General features: G+C 67.5%; 23 protein-coding genes. 15 read left to right on the top strand and 8 right to left on the bottom strand.

Annotated elements, in window-relative coordinates; genetic code table 11:
* Positions 1-16: 16 nt before the first annotated feature.
* Genes fadD17 through EL337_RS24695 form a run of 3 tightly spaced genes read right to left on the bottom strand, consistent with a single transcriptional unit; the run spans position 17 to position 3,849 of the window.
* Complete coding sequence (gene fadD17 / locus EL337_RS24705) at positions 17-1,549, bottom strand: long-chain-fatty-acid--CoA ligase FadD17 (protein WP_048633773.1); 1,533 nt, start codon at positions 1,547-1,549, stop codon at positions 17-19.
* A gap of 3 nt (positions 1,550-1,552) precedes the next feature.
* Positions 1,553-2,650 (bottom strand): acyl-CoA dehydrogenase family protein, encoded by a 1,098-nt coding sequence (locus tag EL337_RS24700; protein WP_048633774.1) that lies wholly within the window; start codon positions 2,648-2,650, stop codon positions 1,553-1,555.
* Between the two features lie 17 nt (positions 2,651-2,667).
* Positions 2,668-3,849: an acyl-CoA dehydrogenase family protein gene (locus EL337_RS24695; protein WP_048633805.1), complete on the bottom strand. Its 1,182-nt coding sequence runs from the start codon at positions 3,847-3,849 to the stop codon at positions 2,668-2,670.
* A 172-nt stretch (positions 3,850-4,021) separates the two neighbouring features.
* On the opposite strand from EL337_RS24695, the gene EL337_RS24690 reads away from it, so the two are divergent.
* From EL337_RS24690 to EL337_RS24635, 12 genes are all read left to right on the top strand, one after another.
* Positions 4,022-4,213 (top strand): ferredoxin, encoded by a 192-nt coding sequence (locus tag EL337_RS24690; RefSeq protein ID WP_048633775.1) that lies wholly within the window; start codon positions 4,022-4,024, stop codon positions 4,211-4,213.
* A gap of 13 nt (positions 4,214-4,226) precedes the next feature.
* The gene (locus EL337_RS24685) at positions 4,227-5,174 is read left to right on the top strand and encodes a 3-oxoacyl-ACP reductase (RefSeq protein WP_048633776.1); all 948 of its coding nucleotides are present in this window, start codon (positions 4,227-4,229) and stop codon (positions 5,172-5,174) included.
* Positions 5,175-5,446: 272 nt separating this feature from the next.
* The gene (locus EL337_RS24680) at positions 5,447-6,211 is read left to right on the top strand and encodes an MlaE family ABC transporter permease (RefSeq protein WP_048633777.1); all 765 of its coding nucleotides are present in this window, start codon (positions 5,447-5,449) and stop codon (positions 6,209-6,211) included.
* A 2-nt stretch (positions 6,212-6,213) separates the two neighbouring features.
* Positions 6,214-7,056, top strand: coding sequence for an MlaE family ABC transporter permease (locus tag EL337_RS24675; RefSeq protein ID WP_048633778.1), 843 nt, complete (start codon positions 6,214-6,216; stop codon positions 7,054-7,056).
* Between the two features lie 11 nt (positions 7,057-7,067).
* Complete coding sequence (locus EL337_RS24670) at positions 7,068-8,270, top strand: MCE family protein (protein ID WP_048633779.1); 1,203 nt, start codon at positions 7,068-7,070, stop codon at positions 8,268-8,270.
* Positions 8,270-9,298: an MCE family protein gene (locus EL337_RS24665; protein WP_048633780.1), complete on the top strand. Its 1,029-nt coding sequence runs from the start codon at positions 8,270-8,272 to the stop codon at positions 9,296-9,298. Before EL337_RS24670 ends, EL337_RS24665 begins: the two co-directional genes overlap by 1 nt.
* Positions 9,291-10,349 carry an MCE family protein gene (locus tag EL337_RS24660; protein WP_048633781.1) on the top strand — a complete coding sequence of 353 codons (1,059 nt, stop codon included), beginning with the start codon at positions 9,291-9,293 and terminating at the stop codon, positions 10,347-10,349. The genes EL337_RS24665 and EL337_RS24660 overlap by 8 nt, the downstream gene beginning before the upstream one ends.
* Complete coding sequence (locus EL337_RS24655) at positions 10,346-11,776, top strand: MCE family protein (protein ID WP_048633782.1); 1,431 nt, start codon at positions 10,346-10,348, stop codon at positions 11,774-11,776. Before EL337_RS24660 ends, EL337_RS24655 begins: the two co-directional genes overlap by 4 nt.
* A complete protein-coding gene (locus tag EL337_RS24650; protein WP_048633783.1) occupies positions 11,773-12,933 on the top strand; it encodes an MCE family protein in 1,161 nt (386 codons plus the stop codon). The genes EL337_RS24655 and EL337_RS24650 overlap by 4 nt, the downstream gene beginning before the upstream one ends.
* Positions 12,933-14,648 carry an MCE family protein gene (locus EL337_RS24645; RefSeq protein WP_048633784.1) on the top strand — a complete coding sequence of 572 codons (1,716 nt, stop codon included), beginning with the start codon at positions 12,933-12,935 and terminating at the stop codon, positions 14,646-14,648. Before EL337_RS24650 ends, EL337_RS24645 begins: the two co-directional genes overlap by 1 nt.
* A gap of 19 nt (positions 14,649-14,667) precedes the next feature.
* A complete protein-coding gene (locus tag EL337_RS24640) occupies positions 14,668-15,372 on the top strand; it encodes an Rv1363c family protein (protein WP_048633785.1) in 705 nt (234 codons plus the stop codon).
* Positions 15,372-15,866 (top strand): mammalian cell entry protein, encoded by a 495-nt coding sequence (locus EL337_RS24635; RefSeq protein WP_048633786.1) that lies wholly within the window; start codon positions 15,372-15,374, stop codon positions 15,864-15,866. Before EL337_RS24640 ends, EL337_RS24635 begins: the two co-directional genes overlap by 1 nt.
* A gap of 62 nt (positions 15,867-15,928) precedes the next feature.
* Here the strand turns inward: EL337_RS24635 and EL337_RS28820 are convergent, their stop codons facing one another.
* The 3 genes from EL337_RS28820 to EL337_RS24620 all read right to left on the bottom strand — a co-directional run bounded on the left by EL337_RS28820 (position 15,929) and on the right by EL337_RS24620 (position 19,550).
* Positions 15,929-17,308: a hypothetical protein gene (locus EL337_RS28820; RefSeq protein WP_220096911.1), complete on the bottom strand. Its 1,380-nt coding sequence runs from the start codon at positions 17,306-17,308 to the stop codon at positions 15,929-15,931.
* Positions 17,309-17,862: 554 nt separating this feature from the next.
* Positions 17,863-19,383, bottom strand: coding sequence for an alpha,alpha-trehalose-phosphate synthase (UDP-forming) (locus tag EL337_RS24625; protein WP_048633650.1), 1,521 nt, complete (start codon positions 19,381-19,383; stop codon positions 17,863-17,865).
* Positions 19,383-19,550: a hypothetical protein gene (locus tag EL337_RS24620; RefSeq protein WP_109860158.1), complete on the bottom strand. Its 168-nt coding sequence runs from the start codon at positions 19,548-19,550 to the stop codon at positions 19,383-19,385. The genes EL337_RS24625 and EL337_RS24620 overlap by 1 nt, the downstream gene beginning before the upstream one ends.
* A gap of 71 nt (positions 19,551-19,621) precedes the next feature.
* Here EL337_RS24620 and EL337_RS24615 point away from each other — a divergent pair, with 71 nt between their 5' ends.
* Both EL337_RS24615 and EL337_RS24610 read left to right on the top strand, forming a co-directional pair.
* Positions 19,622-20,527 carry an enoyl-CoA hydratase gene (locus EL337_RS24615; protein ID WP_048633649.1) on the top strand — a complete coding sequence of 302 codons (906 nt, stop codon included), beginning with the start codon at positions 19,622-19,624 and terminating at the stop codon, positions 20,525-20,527.
* A gap of 66 nt (positions 20,528-20,593) precedes the next feature.
* Complete coding sequence (locus EL337_RS24610) at positions 20,594-21,436, top strand: SDR family oxidoreductase (RefSeq protein ID WP_048633648.1); 843 nt, start codon at positions 20,594-20,596, stop codon at positions 21,434-21,436.
* On the opposite strand, the gene EL337_RS24605 is transcribed toward EL337_RS24610, so the two are convergent.
* A complete protein-coding gene (locus tag EL337_RS24605) occupies positions 21,377-22,921 on the bottom strand; it encodes an MFS transporter (protein ID WP_232786846.1) in 1,545 nt (514 codons plus the stop codon). The two genes, EL337_RS24610 and EL337_RS24605, sit on opposite strands and share 60 nt — an antisense overlap.
* A 198-nt stretch (positions 22,922-23,119) precedes the next feature.
* Here EL337_RS24605 and EL337_RS24600 point away from each other — a divergent pair, with 198 nt between their 5' ends.
* Positions 23,120-23,749 carry a TetR/AcrR family transcriptional regulator gene (locus EL337_RS24600; RefSeq protein WP_232786845.1) on the top strand — a complete coding sequence of 210 codons (630 nt, stop codon included), beginning with the start codon at positions 23,120-23,122 and terminating at the stop codon, positions 23,747-23,749.
* Positions 23,750-23,771: 22 nt separating this feature from the next.
* Here the strand turns inward: EL337_RS24600 and EL337_RS24595 are convergent, their stop codons facing one another.
* Positions 23,772-24,674, bottom strand: a complete 903-nt coding sequence (locus tag EL337_RS24595) for an NAD(P)-dependent oxidoreductase (RefSeq protein ID WP_048633647.1) — start codon at positions 24,672-24,674, stop codon at positions 23,772-23,774.
* Between the last annotated feature and the right edge of the window lie 15 nt (positions 24,675-24,689).

Here is a 24,689-nt window from a genome sequence, read left to right as displayed (position 1 = left end):
TCGGCGCGCTGTTCAGTCACGGTCGCCCGACCGGGTGCACGGGGTCGGCGCAGGCGGTGCCCTCCGCAGACAGTTGACGCTTGAGCACCTTGAACGTCTCGGTTCTGGGCAGGGCGGTCGCCGTGCGCACGAACGTCGGCCACTGCTTGGGGCCGAGGTCGGCCTGCTCGGCCAGGAATCGCCGGAACGCGGCAGGATCGAAGGCGGTGTCCTCCGGCAGCACCAGGGCGGCCATCACCTGGTCGCCAACGGCAGGGTCGGGGATCGGATACACCGCGGCTTCGGTCACGCCCGGGAACCGCATCAGAATCCGCTCGATGGGCGCGGTTCCCAGGTTTTCGCCGTCCACCCGCATCCAGTCACCGAGCCTGCCCGCGAAGTACGCGAACCCGTTCTCGTCGCGGTAGGCCAGGTCGCCGCTGTGGTAGACGCCGCCCCGCATCCGGTCGGCCTCGGCCTCGGGATCGCGATAGTAGCCCCGGAACTGGCCCGGCCCTTCGGTATTGACCAGTTCACCGATGACGCCGGGTGGGCACTCTGCCCCGGTGTCGATGTCGAGAATCGTCACTCCGGCCACGAGCGGCCCCAGCGCGCCCTCCGGGGTGTCGGGGGTGCGCGCGATGGACACCCCGCCTTCGCTGGACCCGAAGCCGTCGACCACCTGTACACCGAAGCGCTGCGAGAAGCGGCCGAGATCGCGCGGAGCTCCTTCGTTGCCGTATGCGATTCTCAGAGGATTGTCGGCGTCGTCCGGCCGTTCGGGGGTGGCCAGGATGTAGGACAGCGGCTTACCTACGTAGTTCGCGTACGTCGCGCCGAACCGCCGGGTGTCCGGAATGAACTGGGAGGCAGAGAATTTGCGCCGCAGCGCGATCGATGCTCCCGCCGCGACGGCGGGTGCCCAGCCGGCCATGATGGCGTTGGAATGGAACAGCGGCATCGACAGATAGCAGGTGTCCGACGGCCCCAGCCCGAATCGGTCGGCCAGCATGGCGCCGGGGAACGCCACCTTCTCGTGCGTGCATCGCACGGCCTTGGGATCTCCGCTGGTGCCCGAGGTGAAGATCAGCATGAACAGGTCGTCGGGGTCGGCGCGGCGGAACTCGACGGCGACCCCGCGGTGCGCGGACAGTTCGTCGGCGAAGTCCGCCGATTCGACATCGAGTGTCGGGATACCGTCCTGCACCGGTCGCTCCGGGGCCGACCGATCGGCCAGCACCAGCTGGCAGTCGGCGTGGGCGACGTCGCGCGCCAGGGAATCGCCGCGCCGAGTCGGGTTCAGCCCGACCGGAACGATTCCCGACAGCGCCGCGGCGACCAGCACGGTGCCGAAGAACGGCGTGTTGCCCAGCAGTACGCCCACATGCGCGGGACGATGCGGATCCAGCCGGGCCCGCAGTGCGGCGGCGAGCGCGGCACCGTCCTGTATGTGGTTGCGCCAGCTGGCGAATGACACCGCATCCGTGTCGGTGTCCACCCAGTGCACACCCCGGTCGTCGACCTCGGTCAGCTCGGCCAGCAGCCCGGGGACCGTCGAGCGGTCAGCCACCGGTCAGACCGGGGTATCGGCCAGTTCGCGCCCGATGCGCAGCAACTGCCCGGTGGCGCCGCCCACCGCGAACTCGGTCTGCTTGGCGGCCAGAAAGTAGCGGTGCACCGGATGGTCGGTGTCGATGCCGACACCGCCGTGGACGTGAACGGTGGTGTGCGCCACCCGGTGACCCGCCTCGGCTGCCCAGAAAGCGGCGCTGGCCACATCGACGTCGGCAGGCAGATCTTCGGAGACCCGCCACGCCGCCTGGGTCAGCGTGAGTCGCAGGCCCTTGATGTCGATGTAGCCGTCGGCCAGGCGTGACGACACCGCCTGGAAGCTGCCGATCGGGCGGTCGAACTGCTCACGCTCACGGGCGTAGAGCGCGGTGAGTTCCAGTGCGCGTTCGAGCACGCCGAGTTGATAGGCGCTGCGGCTCAGTGCATTCCTCGTGACCAACCAGTCCAGTACCTCGGAGCCGCCGATGCGCCGATCCGCGCCGACGCTGACACCTTGTAGCGCCAGAGCGCCGACGCTGCCGTGGCCGGTGGTGTCGAGTGCGGTGACCGTGACGCCGCTGTCTGCGGCCGCGACGAGGAAAACACCCACACCGGAATCGGTTTCCGCGGGGACGAGGAACGCGTCGGCGCTGGCCGCGAATGCAATCTGGGTCCTGGTTCCGGTGAGGCTGACGCCGTCGCCGGAATTCTGTGCGCGGACGGGGCCTTCGCCCATCTCTCCGTCGAGTGCGACGGTGAGAATCTTCTCACCCGTGATGGCCGGCGCGGCCCACTCCTGCTGCAGGGCTTCGGATCCGAAACGGGCAATTGCCCCTGCGCCGAGCACCACCGATTCCAGGTAGGGCACCGCAGAGAGTTGGCGCCCGAGCGCCACCAGCACGGCGACTTCTTCCAGCACCCCGAACCCGCCGCCACCCAGGGCCTCCGGGGCCGTGGTCGACAGGATGTCCGCGTCGATCAGTTTGCCCCACAGGGCACGGTCGAATCGTTCGTCGGCTCCGTCGAGCTCTCGCTGATGCTCAGGGGTGACCACCGACTCGGTGATCGTGCGCACCAGACCGCCGAGGTCGTCACTGGCTTCGGTCGTCTTGAAATCCATGTCTGAGTCTCTCGTCTCTACCGGTTGACCCGGGGCAGGCCGAGCGCGACCATGCCGATGATGTCGCGCTGAATCTCGTTGGTACCGCCGCCGAACGTCAGGATCAGGCAGGACCGGTGCATGCGTTCGATCCGGCCCCGCAGCAGCGCGCCGGGGGAGTTCGTCCGCAGCGTCGCGGCGGTGCCCAGCACCTCCATCAGCAGCCGGTAGGCCTCGGTGGCCAGCTCGGTCCCGTAGACCTTGGCCGCCGACGCGTCCGCGGGTGAGGGCGCCTCATCGGTGGCCGATGCCAGCTCCCAGTTGATCAACTTGAGCACCTCGGCCTTGGCATGCACGCGCGCCAGGTTCAGCTGCACCCATTCGGAGTCGATCAGGCGGTTGCCGTGAACGTCCTTGGTGTTCTGCGCCCACTCGCGAACACCGTTGAGCGCGGCGTAGATCGGCTGTGCCGACACCAGGGCGACGCGCTCGTGGTTGAGCTGGTTGGTGACCAGCTTCCAGCCACCGTTCTCCTCGCCGACCAGTGCCGACTTGGGGACGCGAACGTCCTGGTAGTAGGTGGCGCTGGTGTCCACACCGGACATGGTGTGCACCGGTGTCCAGGAGAAACCTTCTGCCGTCGTCGGGACGATCAGCATCGAGATCCCGCGGTGCTTCTTGGCCTCGGGATTGGTGCGCACGGCCAGCCACACGTAGTCGGCATAGGCGATGAGGCTCGTCCACATCTTCTGACCGTTGATGACGTAGTCGTCGCCGTCATGCACCGCGCTGGTGCGCAGCGACGCGAGATCGGTGCCCGCGCCGGGCTCCGAGTATCCGATGGAGAAATGCAGCTCGCCCGCGGCGATCTTGGGCAGGAAGAACTTCTTCTGCTCCTCGGTACCGAAGTGCATGATCGTCGGCGCGACACTGTTGATCGTCAGGAAGGGCACCGGCACGTTCGCGATGGATGCCTCGTCGTTGAAGATCAGGCTTTCCATCGGCGTGCGTTCCTGGCCGCCGTACTCCTTGGGCCAGTTCAACGTGAGCCAGCCGTCCTTGCCCATCTGCGCGACGGTCTCGCGGTACACGTTGCCGCGCCCCATCTCGCCGTCGCTGGCCGCCAGCGCCTCGGCGCGCTCGGGCGTCATGAGTTTGGTGAAGTACGCGCGCAGCTCGCGACGCAACTCCTCCTGTTCAGGGGTGTAGCCGATCTGCATCGCGTAGTCCTCACTCGTCTGCAAGCCTGTATCCGGGTGCGCTCCCCAGACGTCTGGGTCATACCTCGGGTCCCTCCCGGTTGTAACACGTTCTAGTCTTGGGGTCCAGGGTGGTGACACACTGGGTGCCCGGCAGGATCGGACCAACAGCCCGGACCGACAGGAGGAACTCATGCGAGTGGAAGTGGACCGTGACCGTTGCGAAGGCAACGCGGTGTGTGTCGGAATAGCCCCCGACCTGTTCGACCTCGACGACGAAGACTATGCGATCGTCAAGGCCGATCCGGTGCCCGAAGGCGAGGAGGCCTTGGCCGAGCAGTCCATCGCCGAATGCCCTAGGGCCGCCCTCATCCGACACGACTAGAGGTATTCGTACTTTGACTAATTCTGCTGCCCCCTCGGGATCCGACACCGATCTCTCCGGCCGCGTTGCCGTGGTCACCGGAGCTGCTGCGGGCCTGGGCCGTGCCGAGGCGATCGGACTGGCCAGGGCCGGAGCGACCGTTGTCGTCAACGACATCGCCCCGGCACTCGACAAGTCCGACGTGCTCGACGAGATCGCGTCCGCCGGTTCCAAAGGCGTCGCGGTCGCGGGTGACATCAGCGAGCGCGCCACCGCCGACGAACTCGTGGAGACCGCCGACGGGCTCGGCGGCCTCGCGATCGTCGTGAACAACGCCGGCATCACCCGGGACCGTCTGCTGTTCAACATGACCGACGAGGAGTGGGATGCGGTCATCGCGGTGCACCTGCGCGGACACTTCCTGCTGACCCGCAACGCCGCGACCTACTGGCGGTCGAAGGCCAAACAGGGCGGCGAGGGGGTTGACAACGGGAAGGTGTACGGCCGGATCATCAACACCTCGTCCGAAGCGGGCCTGTCGGGACCGATCGGGCAGCCCAACTACGGGGCGGCGAAGGCCGGGATCACCGCGCTGACGCTGTCGGCCGCCCGCGCCCTGGAGCGCTTCGGTGTCCGCGCCAACGCGATCGCGCCGAGGGCCCGCACCGCCATGACCGCCGGGGTGTTCGGCGATGCACCTGAGCTGCCCGACGGCTCGGTCGACCCGCTGTCGCCCGAGCACGTCGTGAACCTGGTCCGTTTCTTAGCTTCGCCGGCCGCCGAAGGGGTCAACGGACAGCTCTTCATCGTTTATGGTCCGACGGTGACCCTCATTGCGGCTCCGACGGCAGAGCGGCAGTTCAGTGCCGACGGCGACGCCTGGGATCCGTCGGCACTGTCGGGAACTCTTCAGAGCTACTTTGCTGATCGGGATCCGGAACGCAGTTTCTCGGCGGCGATGGGGCTGGGCGACCCCGCCTGACAGCGGTGGTTGTCACGCGTTCACGTCAACTGTAACGCGTTCTAGGATGACCTGTGTCACACTGGCCTTGAGCTGCGCAAATATTACATTTGGAGCGGTATTTGCGGTTCTTTGACACTGCGAACACGTTCTAGTTAGTATGAGCCGGCTCACTAAGAGCACTGCTTAACACGGGGGCGGGGACACATCACGGCCTGCAACCGCCGGGCACTTCGCCACGGCGGCCCTTGCAGCCATGTCCCAGCCACCGAGTCCCGAGAACGGAGCCGAGGTTGATCGAACAGCTTGCGGCGCCTGCGCGGGCCGTAGGTGGGTTCGTCGAGATGTCGCTGGACACGTTCGTCAAGACGTTCCGCCGCCCGTTCCAGTTCCGGGAGTTCCTCGATCAGACCTGGATGATCGCGCGCGTCTCGCTCGTGCCGACGCTGTTGGTCGCGATTCCGTTCACCGTCCTGGTCGCGTTCACGCTGAACATCCTCCTGCGTGAGATCGGCGCCGCCGATCTCTCCGGCGCAGGGACCGCGTTCGGCACCATCACCCAGCTTGGGCCGGTGGTCACGGTGCTGGTGGTGGCCGGTGCCGGCGCGACCGCGATCTGCGCCGACCTGGGTGCGCGCACCATCCGCGAAGAGATCGACGCGATGCGCGTGCTGGGCATCGACCCGATCCATCGTCTTGTCGTCCCGCGCGTGCTCGCCTCGACATTCGTGGCGCTGCTGCTCAACGGCCTGGTCTGCCTGATCGGCCTGACAGGCGGTTACGTCTTCTCGGTGTTCCTGCAGGGCGTCAACCCCGGGTCGTTCATCAACGGTTTGACGGTGCTCACCGGGCTGCCCGAGCTCATCCTCGCCGAGATCAAGGCCCTGTTGTTCGGGGTTGTCGCCGGGCTGGTCGGCTGCTACCGCGGTCTGACGGTCAAGGGCGGCCCCAAGGGGGTCGGCAACGCCGTGAACGAGACCGTGGTCTATGCGTTCATCTGCCTGTTCGTGATCAACGTGATCATGACGGCGATCGGCGTGAGAGTGCTGGTGCGGTAGCGATGAGTTATGACGCCACCGTCCGTTTCCGCCGTCTGTTCCGCGGCGTGCCCAGGGTCGTCGACACCGTGGGCGAGCAGGCGCTGTTCTACGGCGAATCGATCCGCTACATCCCCAATGCGCTGACCCGGTATCGCAAGGAGACCATCCGGCTGATCGCCGAGATGACCATGGGCACCGGCGCATTGGTGATGATCGGCGGCACCGTCGGCGTGGCGGCGTTCATGACTCTCGCGTCGGGCGGCGTCATCGCCGTCCAGGGCTACTCCTCGCTGGGCAACATCGGCATCGAGGCTCTCACCGGCTTCCTGTCGGCGTTCCTCAACGTGCGAATCGTGGCACCGGTGATCGCGGGCATCGCTTTGGCGGCCACCATCGGCGCCGGCGCCACGGCACAGCTGGGCGCGATGCGGGTCGCCGAGGAGATCGACGCGGTGGAATCGATGGCCGTGCACTCGGTCTCGTACCTCGTGTCAACACGACTGATGGCCGGTCTGATCGCGATCGTCCCGCTGTATGCGTTGTCGGTGCTCGCGGCGTTCTTCGCGGCGCGGTTCACCACCGTCTACATCAACGGGCAGTCCGCGGGCCTCTACGACCACTACTTCAACACGTTCCTGGTGCCGAGCGACCTGCTGTGGTCGTTCCTCCAGGCCATCGTCATGTCGATAGCGGTGATGCTGGTGCACACCTACTACGGCTACAACGCCTCGGGCGGTCCCGTCGGCGTCGGCATCGCGGTGGGACAGGCGGTGCGCACGTCGCTCATCGTCGTCGTGACGATCGTCCTGCTCATCTCGCTCGCTGTCTACGGAGCGTCCGGCAACTTCAACCTGTCGGGATAGGAAGGGACACGATGGTCGACGGTGACGCGAAGCGCAGCCATGTGAGGATCGCCGCGGCGATCCTCGCTGCGGTGGTGCTCGCGGCGGCCACCTTCACCTACCTGTCCTATACGGCGGCGTTCACCTCCACCGACACCGTCACCGTGCTCTCGCCGCGCGCGGGTCTGGTGATGGAGGACAAGGCCAAGGTCAAGTTCCGCGGCATCCAGGTCGGCGAAGTCGAATCGATCGAGTACGCGGGGGACGGCGCCAAGCTGACGTTGGCGATCCGCAGCGGCGAGCTGCGCTACATCCCGTCGAATTCACCGGTGCGGATCGCGGGCAGCACGATCTTCGGCGCCAAAGCGGTCGAGTTCCTCGCCCCGGACGACCCGACGCCCACGCCGCTGGAACCCGGCGCCCAGGTCGAGGCCAAAGACGTTCAGCTCGAAGTCAACACGCTGTTCCAGACGCTGACCGACGTGCTGCAGAAGATCGACCCGATCAACCTCAACGCCACGATGTCGGCGTTGGCCGAAGGGCTCCGGGGTAACGGCGACGACGCGGGCGCCATCATGTCGGGGCTCAACACCTATCTGGGCCAGCTGAATCCGAAATTGCCGACGGTGCAGGAAGATCTGCGCCAGACCGCGGAAGTGGCGAACATCTACGCCGACGCGGCCCCCGACCTGGTCCGGATTCTCGACAACGCGCCCACGATCTCGAGGACGTTGGTCGAGGAGGAGGACAATCTCAACGCGACGTTGTTGGCGGCCACCGGGCTGGCCAACAACGGCACCGCGACGCTGGAACCCGCGGCCGACGACTTCATCGCCGCCATCCAGCGGTTGCGGGCGCCGCTGAAGGTGGCGGCGGAGTACTCCCCGGTCATCGGGTGCACGCTCAAGGGCACCGCGAACGCGATCGACCGGTTCGCCCCGATCATCGGCGGCATCCGTCCCGGCCTGTTCGTATCCTCCAGCTTCATCCCCGGCGCACCCGCATACACGTATCCGGAGAGTCTGCCCATGGTGGGCGCCTCCGGCGGACCGAATTGCCGTGGACTGCCCGATGTTCCGAGCAAGCAGTACGGCGGCAGCTGGTACCGGACCCCGTTCCTGGTGACCGACAACGCCTATGTTCCGTACCAGCCGAACACCGAGTTGCAGTTCGACGCCCCGTCGACGCTGCAGTTCCTGTTCAACGGCGCGTATGCGGAAAGGGACGATTACTGATGAACCAGCGTCGCACCCTCATCAGCGTCTCGATCTTCACCGTGGTGATGCTGCTGGTGGCCAGCTTCCTCGTGGTGGTGTTCGGTGAGTTCCGCTTCGGATCCGATGACGAGTACCACGCCACGTTCTCCGACGCCTCGCGACTGAAGTCCGGTCAGGATGTCCGCATCGCGGGAGTGCCCGTGGGCAGCGTCAAGGACGTCAAGCTCAACGAGGACAACACCGTGGACGTCGCGTTCACGGTCAACGAGCGCTATCAGCTCTACACCTCGACCAAGGCTCAGGTGCGTTACGAGAACCTCGTCGGCGACCGCTACCTGGAGATCGCCTCGGGCCCGGGCGACCTGGTCAAGCTGCCGCGCGGCGGCACCGTCGTCAACACCGAGCCTGCCCTCGATCTGGACGCGCTGCTCGGCGGTCTGCGGCCGGTGCTGAAAGGTCTGGACGGCGAGAAGATCAACGAGGTCAGCAGCGCGGTGATCGAGCTCCTGCAGGGGCAGGGCGGCGCGCTGTCGGCGATGCTGTCGAGCACCAGTGCCTTCACGCAGAACCTCGCCGCCCGCGACCAGTTGATCGGCGACGTCATCACGAACCTGAACACCGTCCTCGGCACCGTCGACGAGAAGGGTGCCGAGTTCGACGCCAGCGTGGACCGACTGCAGAAGCTGCTCACCGGACTCGCGGAGGGTCGCGATCCGATCGCAGGCGCGATTCCCCCGCTGGCGCAGGCCTCGACCGATCTCACGCAGATGCTGCAGGAGTCGCGCAGGCCGATACAGGCGGTCATCGAGAACGCCCGGCCGCTGGCGCAACGCCTCGACGAACGCAAGGCGGACATCAACAAGGTCATCGAGCCGTTGGCCGAGAACTACCTGCGTCTGAACGCACTCGGTGCGTACGGTGCTTTCTTCAACATCTATTACTGCTCCATCCGGATGAAGATCAACGGTCCCGCGGGCAGCGACATCCTGATTCCGTTCGGTGGCCCACCGGACCCGTCGAAGGGGAGGTGCTCCGAGGATGGCTAGACCAGACGAAGCGAATCCGCTCCGCACCGGAATCTTCGGCATCGTCCTGGTGTCGTGCCTGGTGCTGGTGTCGTTCGGTTACAGCACCTTGCCTTTCATGCCGCAGGGCAAGCCGTTCGAGGCGTTCTTCACCGACGCCGGCGGCATCACCCCGGGCAGTGACGTCAACGTCTCGGGGATCAGGGTGGGCAAGGTGACCGGCGTGGCACTGGCCGGCGACGCGGCTCAGGTCACGTTCACCGTGGACCGCGACGTACGCGTCGGGGACCAGTCGCTGGTGTCGATCAAGACGGACACCGTGCTGGGCGAGAAGTCGCTGGCCGTGACGCCGAAGGGCAGCGGGTCGGTGACGTCTATTCCGCTGGGCCGCACCACGACTCCCTACACCCTCAACACGGCGCTGCAGGATCTCGGCGCGAACGCCAGCGCGCTCGACAAGCCGCGCTTCGAGCAGGCCCTGAACACGCTGACCGATTCGCTGCGCGATGCCACGCCCCAGCTGCGCAACGCCCTCGACGGCGTCACCAACCTGTCCCGCAGCCTCAACAAGCGCGACGCCGCGCTCGATCAGCTTCTCGGCCATGCCAAGAGGGTGTCGGACACGCTGGCTCAGCGGTCGGGGCAGGTGAACCAGCTCATCGTCGACGGCAATCTGCTGTTCGCGGCGCTGGATGAGCGACGCCAAGCCCTGAGCAACCTTATCGCTGGCATCGACGATGTCTCCCAACAGCTTTCGGGATTCGTCGCCGACAACCGCGTCGAGTTCGGACCCGCGTTGGAGAAGCTCAACCTGGTGATGGACAACCTGCTCGAGCGTCGCGAACACATCGGGGAAGCGCTGCGCCGGCTCCCGCCCTATGCCACCGCACTCGGCGAGGTCGTCGGGTCCGGATCGGGCTTCAACATCAACCTCTACGGCCTGCCCCCGGCGAGCCTGGCCGAGGTGCTCCTGGACTCCTACTTCCAGCCGGGCAAGTTGCCGGACAGCCTTGCCGACTACCTGCGCGGCTTCATCTCCGAGCGCATGATCATCAGGCCGAAGTCGCCATGACCGAACCCAGATCCACCCGGACCCGCGCGCTGCGACTCGCGCTCGCCGCCGTGCTCGTCGTCGCGCTGGCCGTCGGGACGTACCTGGTATGGCCCTCGCGCACCGGACAGAAGGTTGTCGCGTACTTCGAGTCGGCCGTGGGGCTGTACTCCGGCGACGAGGTGCGCATCATCGGAGTGCCCGTCGGCGAGATCGATTCGATCGAGCCACGTGCGGGCGACGTGAAGATCACGATGACGCTGGACAACGGTGTTCGGGTGCCGGAGAACGCGCAGGCCCTGATCATCGCGCCGAATCTGCTGGCCGCCCGGTTCATTCAGCTCACGCCCGCGTACACCGGTGGACCGGTCATGGCCGACGGGGCCGAGATCGGCCCCGATCGCACAGCCGTTCCCGTCGAGTGGGACGAGGTCAAGGAACAACTGACCCAGCTCAGCGCCTCACTGGGGCCGCAGCAGGGCGGCATCCAAGGACCGCTGACGTCCTTCGTCAACCAGGCCGCCGACACGTTCGACGGCACCGGCGACACGTTCCGGCAGGCTGTGCGCGAGTTGTCGCAGACCGCAGGGCGATTGGGAGACTCCCGCACCGATCTGTTCGGGACGATCCGCAACCTGCAGGTGCTCATCGACGCGCTGTCCAACAGCAACGAGCAGATCGTCCAGTTCACCAACCACGTCGCGTCGGTGTCCCAGGTGCTCGCCGACAGCTCGGCCGACCTCGACAACACGCTGGGCACCCTCAACACGGCGCTGAGCGACGTCAGGGGCCTGCTCAACGACAACAACGAGGCGTTGATCGCTCAGGTCGGCAAACTGGCCGATTTCACCCAGATCCTGACCGATCACAGCGACGACATCGAGCAGATCCTGCACATCACGCCGCACGGCCTGTCGAACTTCTACAACATCTACAACCCCGCGCAGGGCACCGTGGGCGGTCTGCTGTCACTGCCGAACTTCGCCAACCCGGTGCAGTTCATCTGCGGTGGCACCTTCGACGTCGGTGCGTCGCCGGACAACTACAAGCGCGCCGAGATCTGCAGGCAGCGCATGGGTCCGGTGTTCAAGCGCATCGCGATGAACTATCCGCCGCTGCTGTTCCACCCGATCAACAGCATCACCGCGTACAAGGGCCAGGTCATCTACGACACCCCGGCAACGGAAGCCAAGGCCGAGACGCCCGTGCCCTATCTGCAATGGCAGAACGCGCCCGGTGTGACGCCGCCGGTGGTGCCGCCCGGTGCGGATCTCGCTTCGATGCTGGCGCCGGCGACGCCGGAAGCCGCCCCAGGTGCCGTCACCCCGCAGGCGTCGACATCCCACGTCGGTGGACCGGAAGCGGCCGCGCCTGCGCCTGCTCCCGGACCGCCTCCGCCGGGATTCCCCGCACCGACGATGCCGCTCCCGGCAGAGGCTGGTGGATGATGCGCAAGGTCCTTGCTCTGTCCTCACTCGCGGTGCTGCTGACGGGTTGCCAGTTCGGTGGGCTCAACTCGCTGGACATGCCGGGTACTGCCGGGCACGGAGCCGGCTCGTACACCATCACCGTGCAGTTGCCGGATGTGTCGACGCTGCCCCAGAACTCACCGGTGATGGTCGACGACGTGACCGTCGGGAGCGTGTCGGGTATCGAGGCGATCCAGACCTCGGATGGTTCGTTCTTCGCGGCGGTCAAGCTCTCGCTGAATCGGGACGTGGACCTGCCCGCGAACGCTGTCGCCCGGGTGGCGCAGACATCGCTGCTGGGCTCTCAACACGTGGAACTGGCCAAGCCTCTCGACGAGCCGGCCCAGGGCCGCCTCGCGGAGGGTTCGGAGATCCCACTGGGCCGCACCGGCCGCTACCCGACCACCGAGGAGGTGCTCTCGTCGCTCGGTGTCGTCATCAACAAGGGCAATCTCGGTGCGTTGCAGGACATCACCGACGAGACCTACAACGCGGTCGCCGGCCGGCAGGGAACCTTCGCCGAGCTGATCCCGCGGTTGGCCGAGCTCACCAGCTCGCTCGATCGACAAACAGGTGACATCATCGCCGCGGCTGAGGGCCTGAACAGGTTCGCCGGAATCCTGGCGAACAGCAAGGACAGTCTGGGCCGCACCCTGGACACGCTGCCCGCAGCCCTCGACGTGCTAAACCGCAACCGCACCACCCTGGTCGACGCGTTCGCCGCGCTGCGCACCTTCGCCACGGTGGGATCGCGGGTGCTTCAGGAGACCAAGACCGATTTCGCCGCCGACTTCAAGGACCTGTACCCGATCATCAAGTCGCTCAACGACAATGCCGACGACTTCGTCAAGTCGCTGGAGTTCCTGCCGACGTTCCCGTTCCACTACAAGTATCTGCGCAACGCCGTGCGCGGTGACTACCTCAATGTGTTCGTGACGTTCGATCTCACCGTGCGACGCCTGGGGGAGACGGTCCTGACCACCTCGAAGGGCTTCGACCCGAACATGAAGCGGATGCAGGAGCTCATCACCACCCCTGACTTCCTGGTCGGTGCGACGTCCAATCTGTCCGGCCAGGCGGCCGACCCGTTCACCATCCCCCCGGGCACGGCCACCCAGCACGAGGGGACGCCCTGATGATCGACAAGCTCACCAAGATCCAGCTGTCGATCTTCGCGATCGTCACCGTCCTCACCGTCGGCGCGATCTCGATCTTCTATTTGCGGGTACCCGAGACGCTCGGCATCGGCTCCTACGAGATCACCGCGAACTTCGCGGCGGGCGGCGGTCTGTACAAGAACGCCAACGTCACCTACCGCGGCGTGACGGTCGGGCGGGTCGAGAACGTCGGCCTGAGCGACAACGGCGTGGTCGCACAGATGCGGCTGCAGAGCGGCACCCCGATACCGGAGAACGTGACGGCGACCGTCAAGAGCGTCTCGGCCGTCGGCGAGCAGTACATCGACCTGGTGCCGCCCGCGGACGCCGCGTCGGCGACGTTGAGCAACGGATACGACATCGGCATGGATCGCACCGCGATCGGCCAGGACATCTACGGTCTGTTGCAGGAGTCCGACGCACTGGTGAGCAGTGTCGGCGACAGCCGCCTGCAGGATCTGCTGCGGGAGACGTTCAAGGCGTTCAACGGGTCCGGCCCCGAACTGGCGCGGCTGATCCAGTCGTCGCGGTTGCTGATCGACGAGGCCAACTCCAGCTACGGGCAGACGAGCCAGCTGATCGATCAGGCCGGCCCCTTCCTGCAGGCCCAGATCCGCAGCGGCGACGACATCCGCTCGCTCGCCGACGGGTTGGCCCGGTTCACCGGCGAGGTGGTCAACGCCGACCCGCAGCTGCGGTCGACGCTGCAGACGGTGCCCGGCGCCACCGAGGCCGCCAACACGACGTTCGAGGGCATCCGCCCGACGTTCCCGATCCTGGCGGCCAACCTCGCGAACTTCGGGCGCATCGGCGTGATCTACAGCAAGTCGCTGGAGCACGCGCTCGTGGTGTTCCCTGCGCTGCTGGCCGCGTTGAACACCGTCGCCGGCGGATTGCCCGCCGACGAGGGCGGCAAGCTGGACTTCAAGGTCGACCTGGGTGATCCACCGCCCTGTTCGGTGGGCTTCATCCCGCCGTCCCAGATCCGGTCGCCCGCCGACACCACGCTGCGCGAGCTGCCGACAGACATGTACTGCAAGGTGGCGCAGAACGATCCGAGCGTGGTCCGCGGCGCCCGTAACTACCCGTGCCAGGAGTTCCCGGGCAAGCGCGCCCCCACCATCCAGCTCTGCCGCGACCCGAAGGGGTACGTGCCCATCGGCAGCAACCCGTGGCGTGGTCCGCCCGTGCCGATCGGCACACCGATCACCGATGGCCGGAACATTCTGCCACCCAACAAGTTTCCGATGATCCCGCCGCAGGTCGACCCGGACCCCGGTCCACCGGTCGTCCAACTGCCGCCCGGCGTGGCTCCAGGGCCGGGACCGGCGCCGCACGCCCCGTTCCCGCTTCCGGTGCCCCCGAACGAGGTGGGTCCGCCGCCGCCGCCGTGGCCCTACTTCGCGCCACCGGACCAGAACGTGCCGCCGTACGGCCGTACCCCTCCCGGGGCTCCGGCTCCTGCGCCGGCGCCCGTTCCGGCCGCACCGCCGGTGGCTCCTGCGCCGGGAGGGCCGCTGCTACCCGCCGAAGCGATCCCGCAGGCCGCGGGTGGGCCCGCGATGGCAAGCTATGACCGGAACGGCGAGTTCGTCGATCCGGCAGGCGGAACTGGCATCTTCGCCGGCGGAACTGACAAACTGGCGCCCGCAGAGAACTGGGTGGACCTGATGTTGTCGCCCAAGCAGGCATAGGTAGGCATAGGACAACGCAGTGGTAGAAGACGCACCCCACGATGGGGGTCGGCGTGTCCGTCGGCGCGCATCGCGGGCAGCGGGGCCGGCCGGCAGTGCCGCCGGTTCCGAACAGGCCGTACCCGCCGTCGAACTGACCGTGCCCGCGGCCCCGCAGGCATCCAAGACCCGGCCCAAACGATCGGTGGCGCCACCGCCGCGGAGGGCGCCCAACCGAGGACGCGTCGCGGTGGTCGCCCTCGTGGCGCTGGTGGTCCTCGCCGGCGTCCTCGCAGGTGGCATCGGGTGGATGTGGGCCAGCCAGGACGGTGAGCGCGCCCAGATGGCCCGCGACCAGCGCTTCGTCGATACGGCGTCGCAGCTCGTGGTCAATATGTTCTCGTACTCGCAGGACGACATCGACGACAGCGTGAACCGCTTCGTGGACAACACCAGTGGCCCACTGCGCGACATGCTCAGTCAGGACAACAACGTCGAGAACCTGAAGGCGATCTTCCGCGACACCAACGCCACTTCCGAGGCGGTAATCAACGGGGCCGCACTGGAGAAGGTCGACGACATCAGCAACAACGCCGCGGTGTTGGTGTCGGTGCGCGTCACCGTGACCGACATCGACGGCACCAACAAGCCGTCGCAGCCGTACCGGATGCGGGTCATCGTGCACGAGGACGACAACGGTCACATGACCGGCTACGACCTCAAATACCCGGATGGCGGTAACTGATGAGCAAGCGTGTCGCCAAGCTCCTGGGTGCGCTGGCGGTCGTGTTGTCGACGGCGTTCGTCGGCCTGGGTGCTGTCGGGGGCTGGCTCTTCTGGGACGGCGTCGAATTGCGCAGCGAGCAATCGGCCCGCGCGGAACTTCCGTCGCTGGCCATCGAGCAGATTCCGCGCGTGTTCGGGTACGACTACCAGACCGTGGAACGCAGCCTCACCGAGGTCTATCCGTTGCTGACGCCCAGCTACCGGCAAGAGTTCCAGGAACGCGCCAACAAGGACATCATCCCGCAGGCCCGGGAGCGTCAGCTGGTCAGCCAGGCTAACGTGGTCGGCGCGGGAGTGCTTGCCGCGCAACGCACGTCGGCATCGGTGATGGTGTACATGAATCGGACCGTGACCGACAAGTCCCGCCAGCCCATCTATGACGGCAGCCGGCTACGCGTGGACTACCAGAAGATCGGCGACAAGTGGCTGATCAACTACATCACACCGATCTGAGATCTGTGGCCGGCAAGCGGCGTCCCCGCTAACCGCAGGGACGCCGCTCTTTCGCGGATCCGCTAGTCGGCGCCGGAGGTTCCGTCGGAACCGCTGTCGCCGTCGCTGCCGCCAAGGCCGCCCGAACCGCCGGAGCCGCCGTCGCCGGGAGTGTTGGTGTCGCCGCCCAGTGCGCCGCCGCCGTCACCGCCGGAGCCGCCGTCGCCGCCGACGAATCCGCCCGCTCCGCCGCCGCCACCGTCGCCGCCACTGGCGGCAGGCCCACCGTCGGTATCGGCAGTACCGCCGTCGCCGCCGTCGCCGCCTGACGCGCCGCCGCTGCCGCCGGCTCCGCCCGCGCCACCGACCGCTATGCCGCCGTTGCCGTCCTCGCCGAATCGGTTGTCGCCGGCGGAACTTGCCGAGGCACCGTCGCCGCCGTCGCCGCCGGTTGCCGAGCCATTGGCGCGGCCACCTGCGCCTCCTGCCCCGCCCGTGGCGTCACCTTCGTCGGTGGCCACGAACCCGCCCTTGCCACCGGCCCCGCCGGCGCCGCTGCTCGATGAGCCCCCGGCGCCACCGCTGCCGCCGACTCCGTTCGCGCCGTTGCCGAAGGCGTTGTTCACCGTGCCGCCGTTGCCGCCGGCCCCGCCGGGCGCTCCGTCCCCGCCTGCGCCGCCGTTGCCGCCGGTTACGGTGTGGGTGCTGTCGGCGTCACTGGAACCTGAGCCACCGGCACCGCCGGTGCCACCGGTGCCGGTGCTGGCACTACCACCCCTGCCGCCGTCGCCGCCGTCGGCGTCTCCGTTGACCGAGTCGGCGAGCCCGCCGATGCCGCCGTTACCGCCGTTACCGCCGAGGTAACCGCCTCGACCGCCGGCACCGCCCGATGCGCCGACAGCGTCGTTGGCACCTGGCGTCGACGAATTCGAGGAGTTGTAGTCATTGCCGCCGTTGCCGCCGTCGCCGGCATCACCGAAGAAGAAGCCGCCGTTGCCGCCGACGCCTCCCGACACCGCAGCCACGCGGGTCCCGTCCGTTGTCGTGTACGCGTCCACGCCCTGGCCGCCGTTGCCGCCGTTGCCGAAGAAGAAGCCGCCGCTGCCGCCGGCCCCGCCGAAGGCGCCGTCGCCGCCGTTGCCGCTCAGCAGACCGCCATTGCCGCCCTTGCACCCGACAGTGCATGTCGGGTCCAGTGCCAGCGCGTCGAGCCCGTCTCCGATGAGCCAGCCGCCCGGCCCGATCATCGGCCGCAGTGCGATCGCCGGTGCCGCAGCCGAGAGGGTCTGCGACCGAGCACCGTTGTGCGAGTTGACCTGCAGCGCACCGCCCTGCCCGATCAGCCACGGATTGGGATCGCTGCCCTCGGGAGCGAGGGAGGATTCGGTCGATGCCAGACGGACGTCTGAAGTGACGGGCGCCGGTAGGTCGGAGGGCCAGGACAGCAGGAGGCCAACTCCCACCAGTGCTGCGCCGGATACGCCTGTGGCCAGATACCCCTTTACCGCCAACTGCCGGCCTCTTGTGCGGTGCTTGGACATGACTGAACCCCTTCAGGAGTGGGTGAATACTGCTCTTGGGCCGCATCTTCGTGCGCGACAGCGGGAACATTAACCATTTGCTGGAGGAGAAATTTGAGAAAGCCGAAAAGATCTTGAAGTGCGCGAAAGACGTAATATGTGACGCAATGTCACATAGAAACTAATGGCGATATCGCGCAGCGGCGTCAATTCTGCGCTTTGCCGCGACTGTCAATAATCGCTGGCGCGACTATGGGAATGACAATGAATCCTGTTGCGGTAGAGCGGCGCTTGTGGGCAACGGGCGGAGCCGAGGCGAGGTGCCGGCAGGTTCCTCGAACATTTTCCGTCGCGCAATGCGGCGGCCTTCAAGCTGGCCCGACAGCGGCAAGTTGAAACGGGAAGGCCGCAAGCGCACCCGCCGCAAAACCGGGAGCCGAATTTGCCGCAATTGCACGCTAATGTAATGCGTTGCGCCGCAGCCTATTTGAGCGTTGTCACTCCAGCTGAAGATCAGGTTCGGGCTGCTGCGGCTTGTTGGCCAGGGCGTCGAGGAAGGATCGCGCCCACCGGTCGACGTCGTGGGCGAGCACCTGACGACGTAGCGCGCGCATGCGGCGCCTGCCCTCCTCGGGGGTCTGATTCAGTGCCGCCTCGATGGTGTCCTTGATGCCCTCGAGGTGATGCGGGTTGGTCAGGTAGGCCTGGCGCAATTCCGCTGCGGCGCCGGTGAACTCGCTGAGCACCAGCGCACCGCCGAGGTCGTTGCGGCAGGCCACGTATTCCTTGGCCACGAGGTTCATCCCGTCCCGCAGCGGCGTGACGAGCATGACGTCGGCGGCGGCGAAGAACGCGACCAGGTCCTCTCGGGGGACGGGCCGATGCAGGTAGTGCAGGACGGGGTGGCCCACTTCGCCGAACTCGCCGTTGACGTGCCCGACCTGACGCTCGATGTCCTCGCGCATCGCGATGTAGCTCTCCACGCGTTCGCGGCTCGGGGTGGCCAGCTGGACGAGGACGGTGTCGTGAGGGTCGATCCGGCCCTCCTCGAGCAGTTCGGAGAACGCCCGCAGCCGCACATCGATGCCCTTGGTGTAGTCGAGTCGGTCGACGCCGAGCAAGATCTTGCGCGGATTGCCCAACTCGGCGCGGATCTCGCGGGCCCGCTGGCGGATCGCCTTGGTGCGCGCCTGCTTGTCCAGCTCGGTCGAGTCGATGGAGATCGGGAACGCGCCAACCTTGACGGTGCGGAATCCGACATGCACTTCGCCGAAGCGGGAGCGCACACCGACGTTGCCACGCGAGGTGGTGGCGCCGACCAGCCGACGGGACAGGATCAGGAAGTTCTGTGCGCCGCCGGGCAAGTGGAAGCCCACCAGATCGGCGCCCTGGAGACCTTCGATGATCTCGGTGCGCCACGGCATCTGCATGAACAGCTCGACCGGGGGGAAGGGGATGTGCAGGAAGAAGCCGATGGTCACGTCGGGCCGCAGCATGCGCAACATCTTGGGAACCAGCTGCAGCTGGTAATCCTGCACCCAGACGGTCGCGCCCTCGGCGGCTGTGCGTGCGGTCGCTTCGGCGAATCGCCGGTTGACCTCGACGTAGCGGTCCCACCACTGCCGGTGGTAGATCGGCTTGACGATGACGTCGTGGTACAGCGGCCACAGGGTCGCGTTGGAGAAACCCTCGTAGTACTCGGCCACGTCCTGGGCGCTCAGGCGAACCGGGACCAGCGTCATTCCGTCGAGCTCGATCGGCTCGTCCGAGCCGTTGGGGTCGTCCGGCTCCTCGGGGATACCCGGCCAGCCGATCCAGGCGCCGCGGCGCCGCCGAAGTAGGGGTTCGAGGGCGGTCACCAGGCCGCCGGGGCTCTGTTTGAACTCGGTGGTGCCGTCAGGCAACCGGACGATGTCGATGGGGAGGCGGTTGGCCACGACCACGAAATCGGCCGACGCCGAAGGTGGAGCAGGGTGCGCCGAGCCGGAGCGGACCTCAGGGCCGCTCTGGTCCGTCATTAGGCGTCGGTGAGCTTCGCCGGTCCGATGCCGAGCATCGACAGGAAGACGCGGCACTCGTCGGCGTCGGTCGCGTACGCGGCGACAACTTGGCGAGCCTGGCGTTCGGTGACGTCGGCGATCGGTTCGACGTCGCCGATCTCGGCGGGGTCAGGTTTGGCGGGCATGGCACAACTCTAGCCAACTTCGAGGTGAGAGCCGAGGCCCTAGTTCGTGGCCGTGACACTTCGGCCGTAATGTGCAACGGGTGGCAAACCCCGAGCAGGTGACATACGAGACCCTCGATGACGGTCGCATCGCACGCATCTGGTTGAACCGGCCGGAGGCGCAGAACGCGCAGTCGCGCACGTTGCTGGTCCAGCTGGACGAGGCGTTCGGGCGGGCGGAGGCCGACGACGACGTGCGAGTGGTCATCCTCGCGGCGCGCGGAAAGAACTTCTCGGCAGGCCACGATCTCGGGTCCGAGGAAGCGCTCGCCGAGCGGGCGCCGGGCGCTGGTCAGCACCCCACGTTTCGGTTCAACGGGGCGACGCGGGGGTCGGTGACCGAGCGGACGTATCTGCAGGAGTGGCACTACTTCTTCGAGAACACCACCCGCTGGCGTGACCTGCGCAAGATCACCATCGCCCAGGTGCAGGGCAACGCCATCTCGGCGGCACTGATGTTGATCTGGGCCTGCGATCTGATCGTGGCCGCCGACGACGCGAGGTTCAGCGATGTCGTCGCGGTGCGCATGGGCATGCCCGGCGTCGAGTACTACGCGCACCCCTGGGAGTTCGGTGCCCGCAAGGCCAAGGAGCTGCTGCTCACCGGGGACGCGATCGACGCCGACGAGGCGCACAGGCTCGGAATGGTGTCGAAGGTGTTTGCCCGCGCGGAGCTGGAGGACAAGACCCTGGAGTTCGCCCGTCGGATCGCCGAGCGTCCGACGATGGCCGCCCTGCTGGTGAAGGACTCGGTGAACGCGGCCAGCGACGCCATGGGCTTCGCCGAGGCGTTGCGGCACGCGTTCCACATCCACGAACTCGGGCATGCGCACTGGGCGGCGACCAACGAGAACCGGTATCCGGTCGGGTTAGCGCCCGATGTGCCGGACTGGCGCACCCTCGGTGCGCCGAAGCTGGCCCGCCGCGACGAGCCGTGACGTATAACTGGAACCTGTTCTAGTTAGATAGGCTTCCATCGCGCACTCGTCGGAGGGATTTCCTCAATGCTGCTCTCGTTAACGGATCGCACGTACCTGATCACCGGCGGTGGCAGCGGGATCGGCAAGGGGATCGCCGCCGCGGTCGTGGCCTCCGGGGGTAACGCGGTGCTGGCCGGGCGCAACGCCGACAAGCTGGCTGCCGCGGCGGAGGAGATCACGGCCCATGGCGGCGACGGCGCGGGCACGGTGATCTATGAGCCCGCCGACGTGACCGACGAGGATCAGGCGTCGCGACTGGTGGCGGCCGCCACCGCCTGGCACGGACGCCTCGACGGCGTGGTGCACAGCGCCGGTGGCTCCGAGACCATCGGACCGCTGACGCAGATGGATAGCGCGGCGTGGCGCAACACCGTCGACCTCAACCTCAACGGCACGATGTACGTGCTCAAGCACGCCGCGCGCGAACTGGTCCGGGGCGGTGGCGGATCGTTCGTCGGTATCTCGTCGATCGCCTCGAGCAACACCCATCGCTGGTTCGGCGCCTACGGCCCCACCAAGGCGGCGCTCGATCACCTGATGATGGTGGCCGCCGACGAGCTCGGCCCGTCGTCGGTGCGCGTGAACGGCATTCGGCCCGGACTCACTCGCACGGACATGGTCGCGCCGGTCATCGACACCCCCGCGCTGAGCGAGGATTACCGACTCTGCACGCCGCTGCCACGGGTGGGCGAGGTCGAGGACGTCGCCAACCTGGCGGTGTTCCTGCTCAGCGATGCGGCCAGCTTCATCACCGGCCAGGTCATCAACGTCGACGGTGGGCACGGGCTCCGTCGCGGCCCGGACCTGTCAGCGATGCTGGAGCCGCTGTTCGGGGCCGACGGACTGCGCGGGGTCGTCGCCACGTAGACCGGCACGGTCGCGTGCCAGCATGATCGCGGGCAGCGCGGCGAGGAGGAAGAGTCCTCCCGACATCGCGATGTAGAGATGTACGCCGAACGCCGTGCTCGCCACGGGGTCGCCGGCGTCGACCCCGGACATCTGAGTCGCCTTGAGCACCTCACCGCCGGCAATGCTGACGACGACGGAGCCGAGGGCCATGACGACCGACACCAGACCGGCGACGGTGCCCTGACGTTCGGGCGGCCCGACGCCGGTCGCGAGGTTGTATCCGGAGGTGCCGATCGCGCCGGCGGCCAGGCCGACCATGACGCCGCATGCGACCGCCAGCGGGAGCAAAGACACACCGGCCAGCATCGCGAAGGTCGCCGTCGTCCCGAGGCCGATGCCGCCGAGTAGAGGTAGTGCCGGACCGATCCGCCCCGCGAGCCAGCCGGCGCAGATGCCGCCGATCGCGATGCCGACGTTCGGCGCGGCGAGCAGCACTGCGATCGCCTCGCCGTGGCCCAGACCGTAACCAAGCCCCAGATCGGGCGGTACCTGGGCGACGATGCTGGTGAGTTGCAGCATGCTCCGGAATGAGCCGGCGGCCAGCACCAACGTCAGCAGCGTCAGCAGGATCGGCCGGCTCAGTGCGCGGAGGTCGATGATGGGTTCGTCGACCCTCAGTGCCAGGGCGGCCCAGGCCGTCAGCGCCGCGACACCGCCCGCCAACAGCATGGTCATCCCCCCGGACAACCACCCGAGGTCTCTCCCGAGGCTGATGTAGCCGAGCACGGCGCCGAGTCCACCGCCGAGGAGGACTGCCCCGCCCAGATCGATCCGGCCGGGGCTGCGGATCGGCGACTCCGGGATGACGGCACGTACGCACAGCGCGGCCGCCGCGGCCAGCAGCGCCGACGCGATGAATACGCCGCGATAGCCGAAGGCATCGATGACCGGCTTCATCAGGAACGGTTCGATGATTCCCACGATCGACGAACCGGACGTCACCAGTCCGACCATGGCCATGGCCACCCGGGGGCCACAGATCTGCAGAACGAGAGTCACGGTGATGAAGACCGCCGCGAACGCGGCACCCTGGAGGAAACGGCCCGCGAGAAATATCCAGACATTCGGGGCGATGAGACACACCAGCGCTCCCGCACCGGCGACGAGCAGCGTGACGACGAGGATTCGGCGTTTACCGAAGACGTCGGAACTCTTCGCGAGTAGCGGTGACCAGATCGCACCCGCCAGCATCGCGCCGGTGTTCAGCCACCCGACCTGGTCGGTGTCGAAATGATCGAGCAGCTGAGGCAGCACCATCATCGGCGAGCCGATGACGACGTCGGCCAGGACGTTGGCCAGGGTCAGAACGGCCGCCCAGAGCACGAGCCGCCCACTCCAGCGGTGCTCCCGGTTACCGGCGACGGCGTTGTGCAGCGCGTCGTTCACCACGCGCGCCGGCGGGCCGGCCGGATCACGCCGCGACGACGGTGACGTCGTGGCCACGCATGTCGAGCTCGCGTGCGCGGGCGAGCCCGGCGATTCGGGCTCGTGAGACGAGGATGTTCACGATTGCGCTCCCAGCAGTCAGGGGAATGTCTAAAAGCAACTTTTTGTCGCTTTAGTGGGGTACGGTACGGGTCGCCGGTTTGCACCGCAACGCCGGCCCTGGCGACAATCGGGCACTCGGGTACGGGACAGGTGGTGAGCGCGCTGATGGACCCGGCGATCGACCGTGGGCACGGCGACCGGGCGCCCGCACGGCGCCCCGGTGGCCGCAACGCGCGGGTGAGAGCGCAGATCCTCGCCGCGACCGCCGAGCTGGTCGCGCGCGACGGCATCGCGGGCTTCCGGTACGAGGAAGTCGCGGAGTACGCCGGCGTGCACAAGACCAGCGTCTATCGCAACTGGCCTGACCGCGAGGAGCTGGTCGTCGACGCTCTGCTGCGCTACGCCGACGATCTGGCCTCGATCGCCGACACCGGCGACATCCAGCGGGATCTGGTGGACTTCCTGCTGGCGCTCGCCGGCGGTCTGGAGACGCCGTTTGGGCGGACGCTCGAGCAGGCGATGCAGCCGGCGGGTCAGCCCTCCGCTGTCCAGGCGCTGAGCCGGATCCTCGATCAACGCGTAGCCGCCATGCAGCGGCGGGTGCATGCCGCCGTCGACCGGGGTGAGCTCCCCGCCATCGACAGCGCATTCCTCGGCGAGATGATCTCCGGCCCAGTGCATCTCATCGTCAACCGCGGCATTCGCCCGTTCACCCGCGCAGACGCGGAGCGCATTGTCGGCGTGGTGCTCGCCGGCATCCGGGCCACGGTGCCGCACGTCTAGGAAACGGACGGCGGCGACCAGGTCAGCCCTGCCCCGGCCTGGGGCCGCCCGCCTCCCAGGCGGCCAGCGCGCCGCATGCCGACCAGTCCAGATCGCGCCCACCCCCGGCAAGCAGCGTCAGGAAGCGGTCTCGCAGCAGGCTGGCGATCGGCAGCGCCACCTCGAGTTCTTCGCCCGCCTCCAGCACCAGGCGGACGTCCTTGAGACCGAGGTGCGCGGCGAACCCCGCGGGTTCGAACTCGTCGCGTGCGATCAGTCCGCCGTAGGTCTTGTAGGCGGGTGCGGCGAACAGGGTCGACGTCAGCAGGTCCAGGTATGTCTGCTTGTCCACGCCGGCCTTGCCGACCAAGGCCATCGCCTCGCCGAGGGATTCGATGACCGAGGCGATCAGGAAGTTGCCGGACAGCTTCACCAGATTGGCGACCTTCGGATCAGGGGAGACCTCGAAGGTGCGCTGGCCGACTGCGTCGAAGACCGGTGCGAGGTCACGTACCGCGTCCTCGGCGCCGGCGGCTACCACGAACAGCGCGGCCGCGGCGGCCGCCTCCGGTCGGCCGAACACCGGCGCTGATACGAAGCGCTGGCCGGCCTTCGCGTGGGCGGCCCCGATGCGCTCCGCGAGATCCACGCTGATGGTGCTCGACGAGACGTGGATGGCCCCGGACGGTAACGAATCCACGATGCCGGGTTCCCCGTCTGTACCGAACGTCACCCCCTCGACCGCCGCGTCGTCGGCCAGCATCGTGATAACGACGTCCCCGCCACACGCCGCGGCGACCGTCGATGCCGGTGCCGCACCCCGTTCGGCGAGCTCGGCGACCCTGCCGGGTGATCTGTTGTAGGCCGTCACCTCGTGGCCCGCGGTCACCAGGTTCGCCGCCATCGCCGATCCCATGTTGCCCAGCCCGATGAATCCGATTCTCATGGCTTCAGCTTGCCG

The sequence above is a fragment of the Mycolicibacterium aurum genome, assembly GCF_900637195.1.
Taxonomy (GTDB): Bacteria; Actinomycetota; Actinomycetes; order Mycobacteriales; family Mycobacteriaceae; genus Mycobacterium; species Mycobacterium aurum.
Note: the sequence above shows the minus strand (reverse complement) of the source record. Positions and strands in the feature narration are given on the sequence as shown.